Origin of the sequence: Bacillus sp. LK2 (genome assembly GCF_001043575.1) — a bacterium.
In the GTDB taxonomy this organism is placed as follows: domain Bacteria; phylum Bacillota; class Bacilli; order Bacillales; family Bacillaceae_G; genus Bacillus_A; species Bacillus_A paramycoides.
This window is the reverse complement of the sequence record NZ_LDUK01000048.1, coordinates 98,521-114,326: the sequence shown is the minus strand read 5'-3', so window position 1 is coordinate 114,326 and position 15,806 is coordinate 98,521. Positions and strand designations below refer to the sequence as shown.

At 37.8% G+C, this 15,806-nt stretch carries 16 protein-coding genes and 1 riboswitch; of the genes, 12 read left to right on the top strand and 4 right to left on the bottom strand.

What is annotated here, in order from left to right; translation table 11 throughout:
• Window positions 1-65: 65 nt before the first annotated feature.
• Window positions 66-347: a hypothetical protein gene (locus VK90_RS23465; RefSeq protein ID WP_048375614.1), complete on the bottom strand. Its 282-nt coding sequence runs from the start codon at window positions 345-347 to the stop codon at window positions 66-68.
• Window positions 348-629: 282 nt separating this feature from the next.
• A riboswitch (purine riboswitch) is annotated at window positions 630-731 on the top strand.
• A gap of 110 nt (window positions 732-841) precedes the next feature.
• Between VK90_RS23465 and purE the strand changes: the two genes are divergently transcribed.
• From purE to purD, 12 genes are all read left to right on the top strand, one after another.
• Window positions 842-1,327 (top strand): 5-(carboxyamino)imidazole ribonucleotide mutase, encoded by a 486-nt coding sequence (purE, locus tag VK90_RS23460; RefSeq protein WP_048375611.1) that lies wholly within the window; start codon window positions 842-844, stop codon window positions 1,325-1,327.
• Window positions 1,324-2,475 carry a 5-(carboxyamino)imidazole ribonucleotide synthase gene (gene purK / locus VK90_RS23455; protein WP_048375609.1) on the top strand — a complete coding sequence of 384 codons (1,152 nt, stop codon included), beginning with the start codon at window positions 1,324-1,326 and terminating at the stop codon, window positions 2,473-2,475. Before purE ends, purK begins: the two co-directional genes overlap by 4 nt.
• Window positions 2,472-3,779 carry an adenylosuccinate lyase gene (gene purB, locus VK90_RS23450; protein WP_025150164.1) on the top strand — a complete coding sequence of 436 codons (1,308 nt, stop codon included), beginning with the start codon at window positions 2,472-2,474 and terminating at the stop codon, window positions 3,777-3,779. Before purK ends, purB begins: the two co-directional genes overlap by 4 nt.
• Before the next feature lie 88 nt (window positions 3,780-3,867).
• Entirely contained in the window at window positions 3,868-4,587 is a 720-nt protein-coding gene (purC, locus tag VK90_RS23445) for a phosphoribosylaminoimidazolesuccinocarboxamide synthase (protein WP_001170546.1), read from the top strand.
• Window positions 4,580-4,834 (top strand): phosphoribosylformylglycinamidine synthase subunit PurS, encoded by a 255-nt coding sequence (gene purS, locus VK90_RS23440; RefSeq protein WP_048375607.1) that lies wholly within the window; start codon window positions 4,580-4,582, stop codon window positions 4,832-4,834. The genes purC and purS overlap by 8 nt, the downstream gene beginning before the upstream one ends.
• Entirely contained in the window at window positions 4,831-5,514 is a 684-nt protein-coding gene (gene purQ / locus VK90_RS23435; RefSeq protein WP_048375606.1) for a phosphoribosylformylglycinamidine synthase subunit PurQ, read from the top strand. Before purS ends, purQ begins: the two co-directional genes overlap by 4 nt.
• Window positions 5,498-7,717, top strand: coding sequence for a phosphoribosylformylglycinamidine synthase II (gene purL / locus VK90_RS23430; protein ID WP_048375604.1), 2,220 nt, complete (start codon window positions 5,498-5,500; stop codon window positions 7,715-7,717). The genes purQ and purL overlap by 17 nt, the downstream gene beginning before the upstream one ends.
• Window positions 7,702-9,117, top strand: a complete 1,416-nt coding sequence (gene purF / locus VK90_RS23425) for an amidophosphoribosyltransferase (RefSeq protein ID WP_002174606.1) — start codon at window positions 7,702-7,704, stop codon at window positions 9,115-9,117. The genes purL and purF overlap by 16 nt, the downstream gene beginning before the upstream one ends.
• Before the next feature lie 103 nt (window positions 9,118-9,220).
• Window positions 9,221-10,261, top strand: coding sequence for a phosphoribosylformylglycinamidine cyclo-ligase (gene purM / locus VK90_RS23420; RefSeq protein ID WP_048375602.1), 1,041 nt, complete (start codon window positions 9,221-9,223; stop codon window positions 10,259-10,261).
• Window positions 10,258-10,845 (top strand): phosphoribosylglycinamide formyltransferase, encoded by a 588-nt coding sequence (gene purN / locus VK90_RS23415; protein WP_048375600.1) that lies wholly within the window; start codon window positions 10,258-10,260, stop codon window positions 10,843-10,845. The genes purM and purN overlap by 4 nt, the downstream gene beginning before the upstream one ends.
• A gap of 24 nt (window positions 10,846-10,869) precedes the next feature.
• Window positions 10,870-12,405 carry a bifunctional phosphoribosylaminoimidazolecarboxamide formyltransferase/IMP cyclohydrolase gene (purH, locus tag VK90_RS23410; protein WP_048375597.1) on the top strand — a complete coding sequence of 512 codons (1,536 nt, stop codon included), beginning with the start codon at window positions 10,870-10,872 and terminating at the stop codon, window positions 12,403-12,405.
• A gap of 221 nt (window positions 12,406-12,626) precedes the next feature.
• On the top strand, window positions 12,627-13,898 hold the full coding sequence (gene purD, locus VK90_RS23405) for a phosphoribosylamine--glycine ligase (protein ID WP_048375595.1): 1,272 nt from the start codon (window positions 12,627-12,629) through the stop codon (window positions 13,896-13,898).
• Between the two features lie 36 nt (window positions 13,899-13,934).
• Here the strand turns inward: purD and VK90_RS23400 are convergent, their stop codons facing one another.
• The 3 genes from VK90_RS23400 to VK90_RS23390 form a co-directional block, all read right to left on the bottom strand.
• Window positions 13,935-14,099, bottom strand: coding sequence for a toxin-antitoxin system HicB family antitoxin (locus tag VK90_RS23400; RefSeq protein ID WP_001085171.1), 165 nt, complete (start codon window positions 14,097-14,099; stop codon window positions 13,935-13,937).
• A 15-nt stretch (window positions 14,100-14,114) separates the two neighbouring features.
• On the bottom strand, window positions 14,115-14,960 hold the full coding sequence (locus VK90_RS23395; RefSeq protein ID WP_048375592.1) for an SPFH domain-containing protein: 846 nt from the start codon (window positions 14,958-14,960) through the stop codon (window positions 14,115-14,117).
• 228 nt (window positions 14,961-15,188) lie between these two features.
• Complete coding sequence (locus VK90_RS23390) at window positions 15,189-15,566, bottom strand: YgaP family membrane protein (RefSeq protein ID WP_048375589.1); 378 nt, start codon at window positions 15,564-15,566, stop codon at window positions 15,189-15,191.
• Between the last annotated feature and the right edge of the window lie 240 nt (window positions 15,567-15,806).

Here is a 15,806-nt window from a genome sequence, read left to right as displayed (position 1 = left end):
TGAGAGTAGGACGTCGCCAAGCAAAAACCTAAGTCGATTCGACTTAGGTTTTTTTGTGTTTATTTTTATTTACCAAATGTTAAAATCCATAAGTTTAATAACGCTAAAGACGAAAAAAGAATGAAATAGAGGCTATTTAAAATAATGGCAATGATTTTTTGTACTCCCGGTTTTCCGAATGCTCCTAAAATAATGCCTAAGATAGGACACATTATTTCTATCACAAGTATATATTTAAAATAATGAGAGTAGAAAAAATGGGATGATATAAATAAGTATTCAATAATTACGGCAATTACTGCGATAGAGAAAAATAAATAGGATAATAGCATAGTCCTTTTTTTCACAGTTATCCCCCTTAGAAATTAAATTGCTACAATATAAGTTCTATTGATGTATAGAACACAAGAGTGTATATATTTTGATTTAAAGCATACTGAAGTATTATATAAACAATTATACGTAAAATAGATTTCTAGAAATATATATTCTAATTCCCTTTCCATCTTGCATATAGTTGCAATTCTTCTTTTGAATATAACTAAAACACGAACGTTAACGATAAGTAATAAAAAAACATTCGATTATTTATTGACATTGTTTATGAAATATTGTTAATATAGCCATAGAAACAATAATATATAAGACCTCATATAATCGCGGGGATATGGCCTGCAAGTCTCTACCTAACGACCGTTATTCGTTAGACTATGAGGGAAAGTCACTCGGTATTTTTCTATTCACAAGGGATACGTATGCCTGAGTAGAGCGCTTTCTCTCATAGTAAAAGAGAAACTGTTCTATTTCAGGCTTTTTTTATTTGAATCGGGGGGATTCTAATATGAAATCACTAGTTGGAGTCATAATGGGAAGCACGTCAGACTGGGAAACAATGAAATATGCTTGTGACATTTTAGATGAATTAAATATACCGTATGAGAAAAAAGTTGTATCCGCTCATCGGACTCCGGATTATATGTTTGAATATGCAGAAACAGCTCGTGAACGTGGATTAAAAGTTATTATTGCTGGAGCTGGTGGAGCAGCGCATTTACCAGGAATGGTTGCAGCGAAGACAAATCTTCCTGTAATCGGCGTGCCTGTTCAATCAAAAGCGTTAAACGGTCTAGATTCGTTATTATCCATCGTTCAAATGCCAGGAGGAGTTCCAGTTGCAACTGTTGCAATTGGTAAGGCTGGTTCAACAAATGCTGGATTACTTGCTGCACAAATACTTGGATTATTTCATGATGACATACATGATGCATTAGAACTGAGACGAGAAGCTATTGAGAAAACTGTGCGTGAAGGTAGTGAGCTAGTATGACGAGAATCATTTTACCTGGAAAAACAATCGGCATTATTGGAGGCGGCCAGCTTGGAAGAATGATGGCGCTGGCAGCTAAGGAGATGGGATATAAAATTGCTGTTTTAGATCCTACAAAACATTCACCATGTGCACAAGTTGCTGATGTCGAAGTTGTTGCACCGTATGACGATTTAAAAGCAATTCAGCATTTAGCAGAGATAAGCGACGTTGTCACATATGAATTTGAGAATATTGATTATAGATGTTTACAATGGCTTGAAAAACATGCTTACTTACCACAAGGTAGTCAGTTGTTAAATAAAACGCAAAATCGTTTTACAGAAAAGAATGCAATTGAGAAAGCTGGGTTACCAGTAGCAACGTATAGATTAGTTCAAAATCAAAATCAGCTTACTGAAGCGATTGCTGAGTTATCATTTCCTTCCGTCTTAAAAACGACGACAGGTGGATATGATGGGAAAGGGCAAGTTGTTTTAAGAAGTGCTGCTGATGTTGAGAAGGCACGAGAGCTTGCGAATGAAGCAGAGTGCATTCTAGAAAAATGGGTGCCTTTTGAAAAAGAAGTATCAGTTATTGTAATTCGTAGTGTAAGTGGTGAAACGAAAGTATTTCCGGTAGCGGAAAATATTCATGTGAATAACATCTTGCATGAATCTATCGTTCCAGCTCGCATTACAGAAGAACTTTCTCAAAAAGCAATTGCTTACGCAAAAGTGCTTGCGGATGAATTAGAACTTGTGGGAACACTTGCGGTAGAGATGTTTGCTACTGCTGACGGTGAGATTTATATTAATGAATTAGCACCAAGACCTCACAATTCAGGACATTATACACTTGATGCATGTGAAACGAGTCAATTTGGCCAACATATTCGAGCAATCTGTAATTTACCTCTTGGAGAAACAAATTTGTTAAAACCAGTTGTCATGGTGAACATTTTAGGCGAACATATAGAAGGGGTCCTAGGACAAGTGAATAGATTAACCGGGTGCTATTTACACTTGTATGGAAAAGAAGAAGCAAAAGCGCAGCGAAAAATGGGGCATGTTAATATTTTAAATGATAATATTGAAGTCGCCCTAGAAAAAGCGAAGAGTTTGCATATTTGGGACCATCAAGAACAACTGTTGGAGGGAAAAAGATGATTAGTCGTTATACACGCCCTGAAATGGGTGCGATTTGGACGGAAGAAAACAAATTTAAAGCGTGGTTAGAAGTTGAGATTTTAGCTTGTGAAGCATGGGCTGAGCTTGGCGATATTCCAAAAGAAGATGTTAAAAAAATTCGTGAGCATGCATCATTTGATATCGATCGTATTTATGAAATTGAAAAAGAGACACGTCATGACGTAGTTGCATTCACTCGTGCTGTATCAGAAACACCAGCATTAGGTGAGGAACGTAAATGGGTTCATTACGGTTTAACATCTACAGACGTAGTAGATACAGCGTTATCTTATATATTAAAACAAGCGAATGAAATCTTATTAAAAGACTTAGAAAACTTTGTTAGCATTTTAGCTAACAAAGCAAAAGAGCATAAATACACGATCATGATGGGAAGAACACATGGTGTTCATGCAGAACCAACAACATTTGGTTTAAAACTTGGTCTTTGGTATGAAGAAATGAAACGTAACGTAGAGCGTTTCAAACAAGCTGCTAATACAGTTCGCGTTGGTAAATTATCTGGTGCGGTTGGTACATTTGCAAATATCGATCCATTCGTAGAAAAGTATGTTTGTGAAAACTTAGGATTAGAAGCAGCACCTATTTCAACACAAACATTGCAACGTGATCGCCATGCTCATTACATGTCAACACTTGCACTAATCGCAACATCTATTGAAAAGATGGCAGTTGAGATTCGTGGTTTACAAAAGAGTGAAACACGTGAGGTTGAAGAGGCTTTCGCAAAAGGTCAAAAAGGTTCTTCTGCAATGCCGCATAAGCGTAATCCAATTGGATCTGAAAATATGACTGGTTTAGCTCGTGTTATCCGCGGTTATATGATGACAGCTTACGAGAATGTTCCATTATGGCATGAACGCGATATCTCTCACTCTTCTGCAGAACGCGTAATTTTACCAGATGCTACAATCGCGTTAAATTACATGTTAAATCGCTTTGGTAATATCGTTAAAAACTTAACTGTATACCCAGAGAATATGAAACGTAATATGACAAGAACATACGGCTTAATTTATTCTCAGCGCGTAATGCTTACACTAATCGACAAAGGTATGGTGCGTGAAGAAGCTTATGATATCGTACAGCCTAAAGCGATGGAAGCTTGGGAAACACAAGTACAATTTAAAGAACTTGTAGAAGCTGATGAGCGTATTACGAGCAAATTAACACAAGAAGAAATTAATGAATGCTTCAATTATGAGCATCATATGCAACACGTTGATACAATCTTTGAACGCCTTGGATTAAACGAAGCGTAAAATTTTATATGGCACAGAATAGAGTCATTCTGTGCCATTCTTTATAAAAATATTATTCACATTTTTCAAACTACAGGGGGCTTGCGAAATGCAAAAGCTAGAATTGCTGTATGAAGGTAAGGCAAAAAGAATTTATCGTACAGAATCAGCAGATATGGTTTGGGTAGAGTACAAAGATAGTGCGACTGCTTTCAATGGGGAGAAAAAAGAGACGATTACAGGAAAAGGTCGTTTGAACAATGAGATTACAACTTTATTGTTCAGAAAGTTACAAGAAGTGGGAATAAAAACACATTTTGTTGAGAAGTTATCTGAAACAGAGCAACTTGTAAAAAAAGTGAGTATTATTCCTTTAGAAGTTGTCACAAGAAATGTAATTGCAGGAAGTCTTTCAAAACGATTAGGAATGGAAGAGGGAACTGTACTTGCAGAACCAATCGTAGAATTTTACTTCAAAGATGATGATTTAGGAGATCCGCTTGTAACGGAAGATCATATTCGTGTATTAAACGTTGCATCGCCAGAGCAAGTAAGCGTATTACGAGATATGGCTCTACAAATCAATCAAGTATTGATTGAGCATTTCGCAAGCTGTCGTGTAAGATTAGTAGATTTCAAATTAGAGTTTGGCGTAACAGAAGAAGGGGAAATCATATTAGCGGATGAAATTTCACCAGATACTTGCCGTTTATGGGATGAAACGAGCAATGAAAAGTTTGATAAAGACGTATTCCGTCGCGATCTTGGAAATTTAACAGAAGCTTATGAAGAGATTTTAAAACGTTTAGGGGGAATTTCACATGTATAAAGTTAAGGTATATGTAACGTTAAGAGAAAGCGTATTAGATCCACAAGGAACGGCGGTAAAAGGGGCACTTCATAGTCTTGCATTTACAGAAGTACAAGATGTTCGAATCGGAAAGTACATGGAACTAACAATTGATAAATCTGTATCTGACCTTGACGCAAAGGTAAAGGAAATGTGTGAAAAACTATTAGCGAACGTTGTAATGGAAGACTTCCGTTATGAAGTTGAGGAGGTTGTCGCACAGTGAAATTTGCCGTAATAGTATTTCCGGGTTCGAACTGTGATGTCGATATGTTCCATGCAATTAAAGATGAGCTTGGCGAAGAAGTAGATTACGTTTGGCACGATACAGAGAATTTAGACGAATATGATGCAATTTTACTACCAGGTGGATTCTCTTACGGTGACTATTTACGTTGTGGTGCTATTTCTCGCTTTGCTAATGCAATGAAAGCAGTGCAAAAAGCTGCTGAGCAAGGAAAGCCAATTTTAGGTGTATGTAATGGATTCCAGATTCTTGTTGAATCAGGATTACTACCAGGAGCATTAATGAGAAACGAAAACTTAAAATTTATGTGCCGTACTGTTCAGTTACGCGTTGAAAATAACGAAACGATGTTTACATCACAATATGAAAAAGATGAAGTAATCAATATTCCAATCGCTCATGGTGAGGGGAATTACTATTGTGATGAAGAAACTCTTAAAAGATTAGAAGAGAACAATCAAATCGCATTCCGTTACGTAGAAAATCCGAACGGTAGCGTTTCAGATATTGCTGGTATTGTAAATGAAAAAGGAAATGTACTTGGTATGATGCCACACCCAGAGCGTGCTGTAGATGAATTACTTGGTGGTGCTGAAGGGTTAAAAGTCTTTCAATCTATTTTAAAACAGTGGAGGGAAACATATGTCGTTAATGCTTGAACCAAATCCAACACAAATTAAAGAAGAGCGTATATATGCGGAAATGGGGCTAACAGACGAAGAGTTTGCCATGGTTGAAAAGATTTTAGGCCGTTTGCCGAATTATACAGAAACAGGATTATTCTCTGTAATGTGGTCTGAACATTGTAGTTATAAAAATTCAAAACCAGTTCTTCGCAAATTCCCAACGACAGGTGAGCGTGTCCTACAAGGACCTGGAGAAGGTGCTGGAATTGTAGATATCGGTGATAATCAAGCGGTTGTATTTAAAATGGAAAGTCATAACCATCCTTCTGCTATTGAACCATATCAAGGAGCAGCAACAGGTGTCGGCGGTATTATTCGTGATGTATTCTCTATGGGAGCACGTCCGGTAGCTCTATTAAACTCACTTCGCTTCGGTGAATTACAATCACCACGTGTGAAATATTTATTCGAAGAAGTAGTAGCGGGAATCGCAGGATACGGTAACTGCATCGGTATTCCTACTGTTGGTGGGGAAGTACAGTTTGATCCATGTTATGAAGGAAATCCACTTGTAAATGCAATGTGCGTAGGCTTAATTAATCATGAAGATATTAAAAAAGGGCAAGCACACGGTGCTGGTAATACAGTAATGTACGTAGGAGCATCAACTGGTCGTGATGGTATTCACGGTGCAACATTCGCATCTGAAGAGCTATCTGAAAGCTCAGAAGCGAAACGTCCGGCGGTTCAAGTAGGGGATCCATTTATGGAGAAACTTCTTATTGAAGCTTGCTTAGAATTAATTCAATCGGATGCACTTGTTGGAATTCAAGATATGGGAGCTGCTGGTTTAACATCATCTTCTGCGGAAATGGCAAGTAAAGCAGGTATGGGTATTGAAATGTACTTAGATGATGTACCGCAGCGTGAAACAGGAATGACACCGTATGAAATGATGCTATCTGAATCACAAGAGCGTATGTTAATTGTTGTAAAAAAAGGTAGAGAGCAAGAAATAGTAGATTTATTCGAGAAGTACGGTCTTGCAGCAGTTACGATGGGGAAAGTAACTGAAGATAAAATGCTTCGCTTATTCCATAAAGGTGAAATGGTAGCTGAGGTTCCAGCAGATGCTTTAGCAGAAGAAGCGCCAATTTATCATAAACCATCAAAAGAAGCAGCATACTTTGCTGAGTTCCAGCAAATGAAAATGGAAACACCAAAAGTAGAAGATTATAAAGAAACGTTATTCGCTCTATTACAACAACCGACGATTGCAAGTAAAGAGTGGGTTTATGATCAATATGATTATCAAGTACGCACCAGCACAGTTGTTACACCAGGTTCAGATGCAGCGGTTGTACGTGTACGTGATACAGAAAAGGCTTTAGCAATGACGACGGATTGTAACTCTCGCTACATTTATTTAGATCCAGAAATGGGTGGGAAAATTGCCGTAGCAGAGGCAGCACGTAATATCGTATGTTCTGGTGGAGAGCCACTTGCAATTACAGATTGCTTAAACTTTGGTAATCCAGAAAAGCCAGAGATCTTCTGGCAAATTGAGAAATCAGTAGACGGTATGAGTGAAGCTTGTCGCACATTACAAACGCCAGTTATCGGCGGGAATGTATCAATGTATAACGAGCGTAGTGGTGAAGCTGTATATCCAACACCAACTGTTGGGATGGTTGGACTTGTACACGACTTAAAACACGTAACAACACAAGAATTTAAGCAAGCTGGCGACTTAGTTTATGTAATCGGAGAAACGAAAGCTGAGTTTGGTGGAAGTGAATTACAGAAAATGATTTACGGCAAAATTTTCGGTCAATCACCAAGCATTGATCTAGATGTAGAATTAAAACGCCAAAAACAAGTATTAAAAGCTATTCAAGCTGGCCTTGTTCAATCTGCACATGATGTTGCTGAAGGTGGTTTAGCAGTTGCGATTTCTGAAAGTGCAATTGGTGCTAACGGTTTAGGTGCTACTGTGAAATTAGATGGAGAAGCAACGGCGGCATTATTTGCGGAATCACAATCTCGCTTCGTTATAACTGTAAAACGTGAAAATAAAGAAGCGTTCGAGAAAGTGGTCGAAGCAATTCAAGTTGGAGAAGTGACAAATACAAATGAAGTAACAATTCATAATGAAGAAAATGAAGTATTACTTACAGCAAATGTAGATGAAATGAGAAAGGCTTGGAAAGGGGCAATCCCATGCTTGCTGAAATAAAGGGGTTAAATGAAGAATGTGGCGTTTTCGGAATTTGGGGGCATGAAAATGCAGCACAAGTTTCGTACTACGGATTGCACAGTTTGCAGCACCGTGGCCAAGAAGGCGCAGGCATTGTTGTAAATAATGGGGAAAAAATCATCGGTCACAAGGGGTTAGGTTTAATATCAGAAGTGTTTTCAAGAGGTGAGCTAGAAGGATTAAACGGAAAATCAGCAATTGGACACGTACGATATGCGACAGCAGGTGGAAGTGAAGTTGCTAACGTTCAACCATTATTATTCCGTTTTTCTGATCATAGTATGGCATTAGCTCATAACGGAAATTTAATTAATGCAAAGATGCTTCGCCGTGAATTAGAGGCAGAGGGAAGCATTTTTCAAACAAGTTCAGATACAGAAGTACTTTTACATCTAATTAAACGTAGTACAAAAGATTCTTTAATTGAAAGTGTAAAAGACGCTCTAAATAAAGTGAAAGGTGCGTTTGCATATCTTTTACTAACTGGAAATGAAATGATTGTTGCGCTAGATCCAAATGGATTCCGTCCCCTTTCAATTGGGAAAATGGGTGATGCTTACGTTGTAGCATCAGAAACATGCGCTTTCGATGTAGTAGGTGCAACATACATTCGTGATGTAGAACCTGGTGAATTACTTATCATTAATGATGAAGGAATTCACGTAGATCGTTTCACAAACGATGTAGAACATGCAATTTGTAGTATGGAATACATTTACTTTGCACGCCCAGATTCTAATATCGCTGGTATTAATGTCCACGCAGCACGTAAAAACATGGGGAAACGTTTAGCAGCAGAAGCTCCTATTGAAGCTGATGTTGTTACTGGTGTGCCAGACTCTAGTATTTCAGCAGCAATCGGTTATGCTGAGGCGACAGGTATTCCGTATGAGTTAGGGTTAATTAAAAATCGTTACGTTGGACGTACATTTATTCAACCTTCTCAAGAACTGCGTGAGCAAGGGGTAAAGATGAAGCTTTCCGCAGTAAGAGGTGTAGTTGAAGGGAAACGAGTTGTTATGATTGATGACTCTATTGTAAGAGGGACGACAAGTAAACGAATTGTTCGTATGCTTCGTGAGGCTGGAGCAACAGAAGTTCATGTAAGAATTGCTTCACCACCTCTGAAGTATCCATGCTTCTATGGCATTGATATTCAAACGAGAAAAGAATTAATTGCAGCAAATAATACAGTAGAAGAAATCCGTGAAATGATCGGTGCGGATTCACTAACATTTTTAAGTGAAGATGGATTAGTAGATGCAATTGGACGCCCATATGAAGGGAAATACGGTGGCTTATGTATGGCTTACTTCAATGGAGACTACCCAACAGCTCTTTATGATTATGAGCAAGAGCTTTTAGAAAGTATGAAATAAGAAAGTGAAAAAAGCTTCTACTTCTTTTGATGTAGAAGCTAGCTTCTTTCTTAAAACGGCCGCCCTGGATGGGGAGAAATTAAAAGACGAGGTGTAAAAAACGATGGCGAATGCATATAAGCAAGCAGGAGTAGATATTGAAGCTGGATATGAAGCGGTATCTCGCATGAAAAAACACGTACAAACAACAATGAGAAAAGAAGTACTAGGCGGTTTAGGCGGTTTTGGAGGTATGTTTGATCTATCAAAATTTGCATTAGAAGAACCTGTTTTAGTATCTGGAACAGATGGCGTGGGAACAAAATTGATGCTCGCTTTTATGGCAGATAAACATGACACAATTGGTATTGATGCAGTAGCAATGTGTGTAAATGATATTGTTGTCCAAGGAGCAGAGCCGCTTTTCTTCCTTGATTATATTGCTTGTGGTAAAGCTGAACCTAGTAAAATTGAAAACATCGTCAAAGGTATATCAGAGGGCTGTCGCCAAGCTGGTTGTGCATTAATTGGTGGGGAAACAGCTGAAATGCCAGGTATGTATTCTACAGAGGAATACGATTTAGCTGGTTTTACAGTTGGGATTGTTGATAAGAAGAAAATTGTAACAGGTGAAAAGATTGAAGCTGGTCATGTATTAATTGGCTTAGCATCTAGCGGTATCCATAGTAACGGTTATTCATTAGTACGAAAAGTGTTACTAGAAGATGGACAGTTATCTTTAGACCGTATTTATGGGCGTTTAGAACTACCTCTTGGTGAAGAATTATTAAAACCAACGAAAATTTATGTCAAACCTATTTTAGAACTATTGAAGAAACATGAAGTATACGGTATGGCGCATATTACAGGTGGCGGGTTCATTGAAAATATTCCACGTATGTTGCCAGAAGGAATCGGTGCGGAAATTGAACTAGGAGCTTGGGAAATTCAGCCGATCTTCAGTTTACTTCAAGAAGTTGGGAAACTAGAAGAGAAAGAAATGTTCAATATTTTTAACATGGGTATTGGTATGGTAGTAGCGGTGAAGGAAGAAGATGCAAAAGATGTTGTTCGTCTTCTTGAAGAGCAAGGAGAAATAGCTCGTATTATTGGACGTACTGTACAAGGGGCTGGCGTTACCTTCAATGGGGGCACAGCACTATGAGTAGATTAGCAGTTTTTGCTTCTGGAAGCGGATCTAACTTTCAATCTCTCGTTAATGCGGTAGAGGAAAAAAGATTGGATGCGGATATTAGTTTATTAGTATGTGATAAACCAGAGGCACACGTTGTTGGGCGGGCACATTATCATCATATTCCGTGTTTCGCCTTTTCAGCGAAAACATATGAGTCAAAAGAAGCATTTGAAAAAGAGATATTAAAGAAGCTAGAAGAGTATGAAATTGATTATGTTATTTTAGCTGGATATATGCGTTTAATTGGGCCGACTTTACTAGAAGCGTACGGCGGGAAGATTATTAATATTCATCCATCACTACTACCGAGTTTTCCGGGTAAAGATGCTGTCGGTCAAGCGTTAGAAGCAGGTGTGAAAGTAACTGGAGTAACAATTCATTATGTAGATGCAGGTATGGATACAGGTCCAATTATTGCGCAAGAAGCAGTAGTTGTTTCTGAAGGGGATACGAGAGAAAGCTTACAAAAGAAAATTCAACAAGTTGAACATAAATTATACGTAAATACAGTGAATCAAATTGTTCAGTCTGTGAAAGAACCAACTGTTAACTAACATACAACCAGGGGTGAAGGATAGATGAAAAAGCGTGCATTAGTAAGTGTTTCAGATAAAACAGGAGTAGTAGAATTTGTTAAAGGGTTACTAGAACAAGGGATTGAAGTTATTTCAACAGGTGGTACGAAAAAATTACTAGAAGAAAACGGCTTACAAGTAATTGGCATTTCTGAAGTAACTGGTTTCCCAGAAATTATGGATGGTCGTGTAAAAACATTACATCCAAATATTCATGGTGGTCTATTAGCAGTTCGTGATAATGAAACGCATGTAGCGCAAATGAATGAATTAGGTATTCAAGCAATTGATTTTGTTGTTGTTAACTTATACCCATTCAAAGAAACAATCGCTAAGCCTGATGTAACATTTGCTGATGCAATTGAAAATATTGATATCGGTGGCCCAACAATGATTCGTTCCGCAGCGAAAAATCATAAATTTGTATCGGTAATTGTAGATCCAGTAGATTACGATGTTGTATTAGCAGAACTGAAAGAGAACGGTGAAGTAACAGATGAAACGAAACGTAAATTAGCAGCGAAAGTATTCCGTCATACAGCAGCATATGATGCGTTAATTTCTAACTATTTAACAGAGCAAATGGGTGAAGAAAGCCCAGAAACATTAACTGTGACATTTGAGAAAAAACAAGATTTACGTTATGGCGAAAATCCACATCAAAAAGCAACATTCTATAAAGCACCATTCGCTGCGACTTCTTCTGTTGCATACGCAGAACAGTTGCACGGTAAAGAATTGTCTTATAACAATATCAACGATGCAGACGCAGCACTTAGCATTGTAAAAGAATTTACAGAACCAGCAGTAGTAGCGGTAAAACATATGAATCCATGTGGCGTTGGAGTGGGTGCTGATATTCATGAAGCATACACACGTGCTTATGAAGCGGATCCAGTATCAATCTTCGGAGGCATTATTGCAGCAAATCGTGAAATTGATAAAGCTACAGCTGAAAAGCTACATGAGATTTTCTTAGAAATTGTTATTGCACCTTCTTTCTCACAGGAAGCTTTAGAAGTGTTGCAAAGTAAGAAAAACTTACGCCTATTAACTGTAAATATTGAAAGGGCAACGACTGCAAGCAAAAAGCTAACTTCTGTACAAGGTGGTCTTCTTGTTCAAGAGGAAGATACGTTATCATTAGATGAAAGTACGATTTCGATTCCAACGAAACGTGAACCATCAGAGCAAGAATGGAAAGATTTAAAACTAGCTTGGAAAGTTGTAAAACATGTGAAATCAAATGCAATTGTTTTAGCCAAAGATGATATGACAATTGGTGTCGGTGCTGGACAAATGAACCGTGTAGGTTCTGCAAAAATTGCAATTACACAAGCTGGCGAAAAAGCACAAGGTAGCGCACTTGCATCTGATGCCTTCTTCCCAATGCCAGATACAGTAGAAGAAGCAGCAAAAGCAGGTATTACAGCAATTATCCAACCAGGTGGATCAATCCGTGATGAGGATTCTATTAAGATGGCAGATGAGTATGGGATTGCGATGGTGTTCACTGGCGTACGTCATTTCAAACATTAATAGCGGTTGTTTAAAAAGTCCGGTCAAGATAACTGTCGCATATCGTCGTTGCATCGCCAGTCCGGTACTCATGTAGGACAGCTACACTCCGTGTCCTCCTGGTGAATGCGCCTCGACCTACTCGGTTCTCTTGATCCTCCTTTTTAAACTTTTATTGATATGAAAACAAACTAGGAGCATAGCTTCTAGTTTGTACTTATTTAATTATTGGGGGATGAAATATGAATGTTTTAGTAATCGGCCGCGGTGGACGTGAGCATGCTTTAGCTTGGAAGTTTGCACAATCTGAAAAAGTAGAAAAAGTATATGTAGCACCAGGTAATGAAGGTATGCGCGATGTTGCAACACCAATTGATATTGATGAAAACGATTTTGATGCACTAGTCTTATTTGCAAAAGAAAACAATGTAGGCTTAACTTTCGTTGGACCAGAAATTCCACTTATGAACGGAATTGTTGATCGTTTTAAAGAAGAGGGACTTCGTGTATTTGGTCCTAATAAAGCGGCTGCTGTTATTGAAGGTAGTAAAGCTTTTACAAAAGAACTTATGAAAAAGTATGATATTCCAACTGCGGCATATGAAACTTTTACAGACTACGAAGAGGCAGTAAAGTACATTCAAAAAGTTGGTGCACCGATTGTAATTAAGGCGGATGGATTAGCTGCTGGTAAAGGTGTAACAGTAGCAATGACGCTTGAAGAGGCATTACAAGCTGTGAAAGAAATGCTACAAGATGTGAAATTCGGCGAAGCAAGCAAGAAGGTTGTTATTGAAGAGTTTTTAGATGGACAAGAATTTTCATTAATGGCATTTGTGAATGGAACAACTGTGCATCCAATGGTAATTGCTCAAGATCATAAACGAGCTTTTGATGGCGATAAAGGTCCTAATACAGGCGGAATGGGCGCATATTCTCCAGTACCACAAATTCCGGAATCAGCAGTTCAAGAGGCGATTAAAACAGTATTACATCCAACTGCTAAAGCGATGATCCAAGAAAATCGTTCATTTACAGGAATTTTATATGCGGGACTTATTTTAACGAATGATGGTCCAAAGGTAATTGAATTTAATGCACGCTTTGGTGATCCTGAAACAGAAGTTGTATTACCTCGCTTAGAAAACGATTTAGTTGATGTATGTAATGCTGTATTAGATGAAAGTGAATTAACATTAGAATGGTCAGAGGAAGCAGTAATCGGTGTCGTACTTGCTTCAAAAGGATATCCAGAAGCATATAAAAAAGGTGAGATTATTACAGGATTAGATGCATTGCAAGATGTAATTGTTTTCCATGCGGGTACGGTGATGAAACATGGGGATTTTGTAACAAACGGTGGTCGCGTATTGTTTGTTGCTTGCAAGGCAAAAAATTTACAAGAGGCGAAAGATAAAGTCTATAAAGAAATCGGTAAAATTGAGAGTGATGGTCTATTTTATCGAAGTGATATAGGATATCGTGCAATTGGACATGAGATGACGAGAAGCTAATGTATAAAAAATCCCGCTGATTTCTCAGCGGGATTTTTATGCATCTTTATCTTTTTTCAATTTTCCTTTTTGCTTTGCCATTTCTCGAAGTAAATACTCGATGTGTGCGTTGACGCTACGAAATTCATCATTCGCCCATTTTTCGATGACTGCGTGTAATTCAGGATCAATACGTAATGGAAAGCTTTTCTTTTTAGCCATAATTACTTACAACCTTTAATATAAGCTTCCTGTATTAATAACTGGCTGCGCACCTTTATCTGAAACGATGGCAACTAATAAGTTGTTCACCATATTTGCTTTACGCTCGTCATCTAAATCAAGTACGCCTTCTTCATCTAGCATGAGGATTGAATCTTTAGCCATTTTTACAGCGCCTTCAACAATCTCTTTTCGAGCAGCTAATACCGCTTTCGCTTGTTGACGTTGTAGCATTGCATGAGCAATTTCTGTTGCGTAAGCTAAATGCGTTAAACGAGTTTCTAACACTTCTACACCAGCAATTTCAAGACGTGCTTCTAATTCGCGTTTTAGCTCTTCTGAAATTTCCACAGTATTTCCGCGTAACGTGATGCAAGTTTCATCTTGGAAATTATCATAAGGATATTTAGTTGCAACGTGGCGGATTGCTGTTTCACTTTGAATTTCTACGAATCGATCGTAATGCTCAACACCGAAAATTGCTTTTGCAGAATCAACAACTTTGTATACAATAACAGCTGCAATTTCAATTGGATTTCCTTCAACATCGTTTACTTTTAATTTCTTACTGTTAAAGTTTTCAACACGTAAAGATACGGTTTGACGAAATGCGAATGGAATTGTTAAAAATAAACCATTTTGACGAATTGTCCCTAAATAATTACCGAAAAACGTAATTACTTTTGCTTGGTTCGGTTGAACGATGCCAATACCTGTCGCGAGAACCGCAGCTAAAATAATAGTTAATGCTGCTACTATAAAAATTTCTTGCACAAGGCAAAATACACCGATAGCGGCTAAAATCAAAATCCCAATAATACCGAGAAAACCATTTACATAAAAAACTTGTTTTTCTTTCATATGATCGCCTCCTGATATAAAAATGATATCACTTTTATATCATTACATGCAAGAGGTTTACACCTAATTTTCTGAATTTTATTGACTGATATCTTTTATGTACGTTTTAGGGATAAAACTCCGAAAAATAAGAATATACGTTCTGCTTTATGGTAAAATAAAGAAGACTTAGCCGCCCACTGCAGCAGCTAAGTCTCTTTGAGAGCATCTTGCATCGTGACAAATGATTCAAAGCGGTTTTGCCAGGATTAATTCTTCAATCGCTGACTCAATCTCTTTGTCAGAAGCATCATAACTTCCATTTGACTTTGGTTTGTCATGACTGGAAGCTTGATTAACTTCTTTTTTAGTATGTCCTTTTTCAGTAAAATTCATGCTAGGCATTTTAAATGCGCCCATATTCATATATTTCCCAAATTTACACACTTCAGCAATCGGGCAGAAACGAACAATTCCCTCTGCAATTTTCATTGCACCTATCCATAGCAAAACTTTAGACCAAGTGCAATGTGGTTTGCGTATGAGCTTGGCAGTACTACAACCAAGTAAAATGAATCCGAGTGTAATTCGAATTAGAGCACTAATTGTACCGATGTTTTGCTTCATTAGAAAAACACTCCTTTTAGCTTAACTTCGAAATAGAAAATACTATTTCATTTGTTAGTATTCCGTATAAGTTTTTTGATATGTAATCCAACATTTGACGTTGAAAAAGATGTTGGATTGGGCGTGTGTGTAGGTAGCTTTTTTTGTTATAATGAAAGAATGCATAAAAGGGAGATCGAAACTTGACTCTCCTTTTTGAACAGATGTAGTAGAGGAAGTTCAAAAATCCTGATAAAAATT

Coding starts and splice junctions, on each gene's coding strand:
- purE (WP_048375611.1), top strand. CDS start 842: ATGAAATCACTAGTTGGAGTCATAATGGGAAGCACGTCAGACTGGGAA.
- purK (WP_048375609.1), top strand. CDS start 1,324: ATGACGAGAATCATTTTACCTGGAAAAACAATCGGCATTATTGGAGGC.
- purB (WP_025150164.1), top strand. CDS start 2,472: ATGATTAGTCGTTATACACGCCCTGAAATGGGTGCGATTTGGACGGAA.
- purC (WP_001170546.1), top strand. CDS start 3,868: ATGCAAAAGCTAGAATTGCTGTATGAAGGTAAGGCAAAAAGAATTTAT.
- purS (WP_048375607.1), top strand. CDS start 4,580: ATGTATAAAGTTAAGGTATATGTAACGTTAAGAGAAAGCGTATTAGAT.
- purL (WP_048375604.1), top strand. CDS start 5,498: ATGTCGTTAATGCTTGAACCAAATCCAACACAAATTAAAGAAGAGCGT.
- purF (WP_002174606.1), top strand. CDS start 7,702: ATGCTTGCTGAAATAAAGGGGTTAAATGAAGAATGTGGCGTTTTCGGA.
- purM (WP_048375602.1), top strand. CDS start 9,221: ATGGCGAATGCATATAAGCAAGCAGGAGTAGATATTGAAGCTGGATAT.
- purN (WP_048375600.1), top strand. CDS start 10,258: ATGAGTAGATTAGCAGTTTTTGCTTCTGGAAGCGGATCTAACTTTCAA.
- purH (WP_048375597.1), top strand. CDS start 10,870: ATGAAAAAGCGTGCATTAGTAAGTGTTTCAGATAAAACAGGAGTAGTA.
- purD (WP_048375595.1), top strand. CDS start 12,627: ATGAATGTTTTAGTAATCGGCCGCGGTGGACGTGAGCATGCTTTAGCT.
- VK90_RS23400 (WP_001085171.1), bottom strand. CDS start 14,099: ATGGCTAAAAAGAAAAGCTTTCCATTACGTATTGATCCTGAATTACAC.
- VK90_RS23395 (WP_048375592.1), bottom strand. CDS start 14,960: ATGAAAGAAAAACAAGTTTTTTATGTAAATGGTTTTCTCGGTATTATT.
- VK90_RS23390 (WP_048375589.1), bottom strand. CDS start 15,566: ATGAAGCAAAACATCGGTACAATTAGTGCTCTAATTCGAATTACACTC.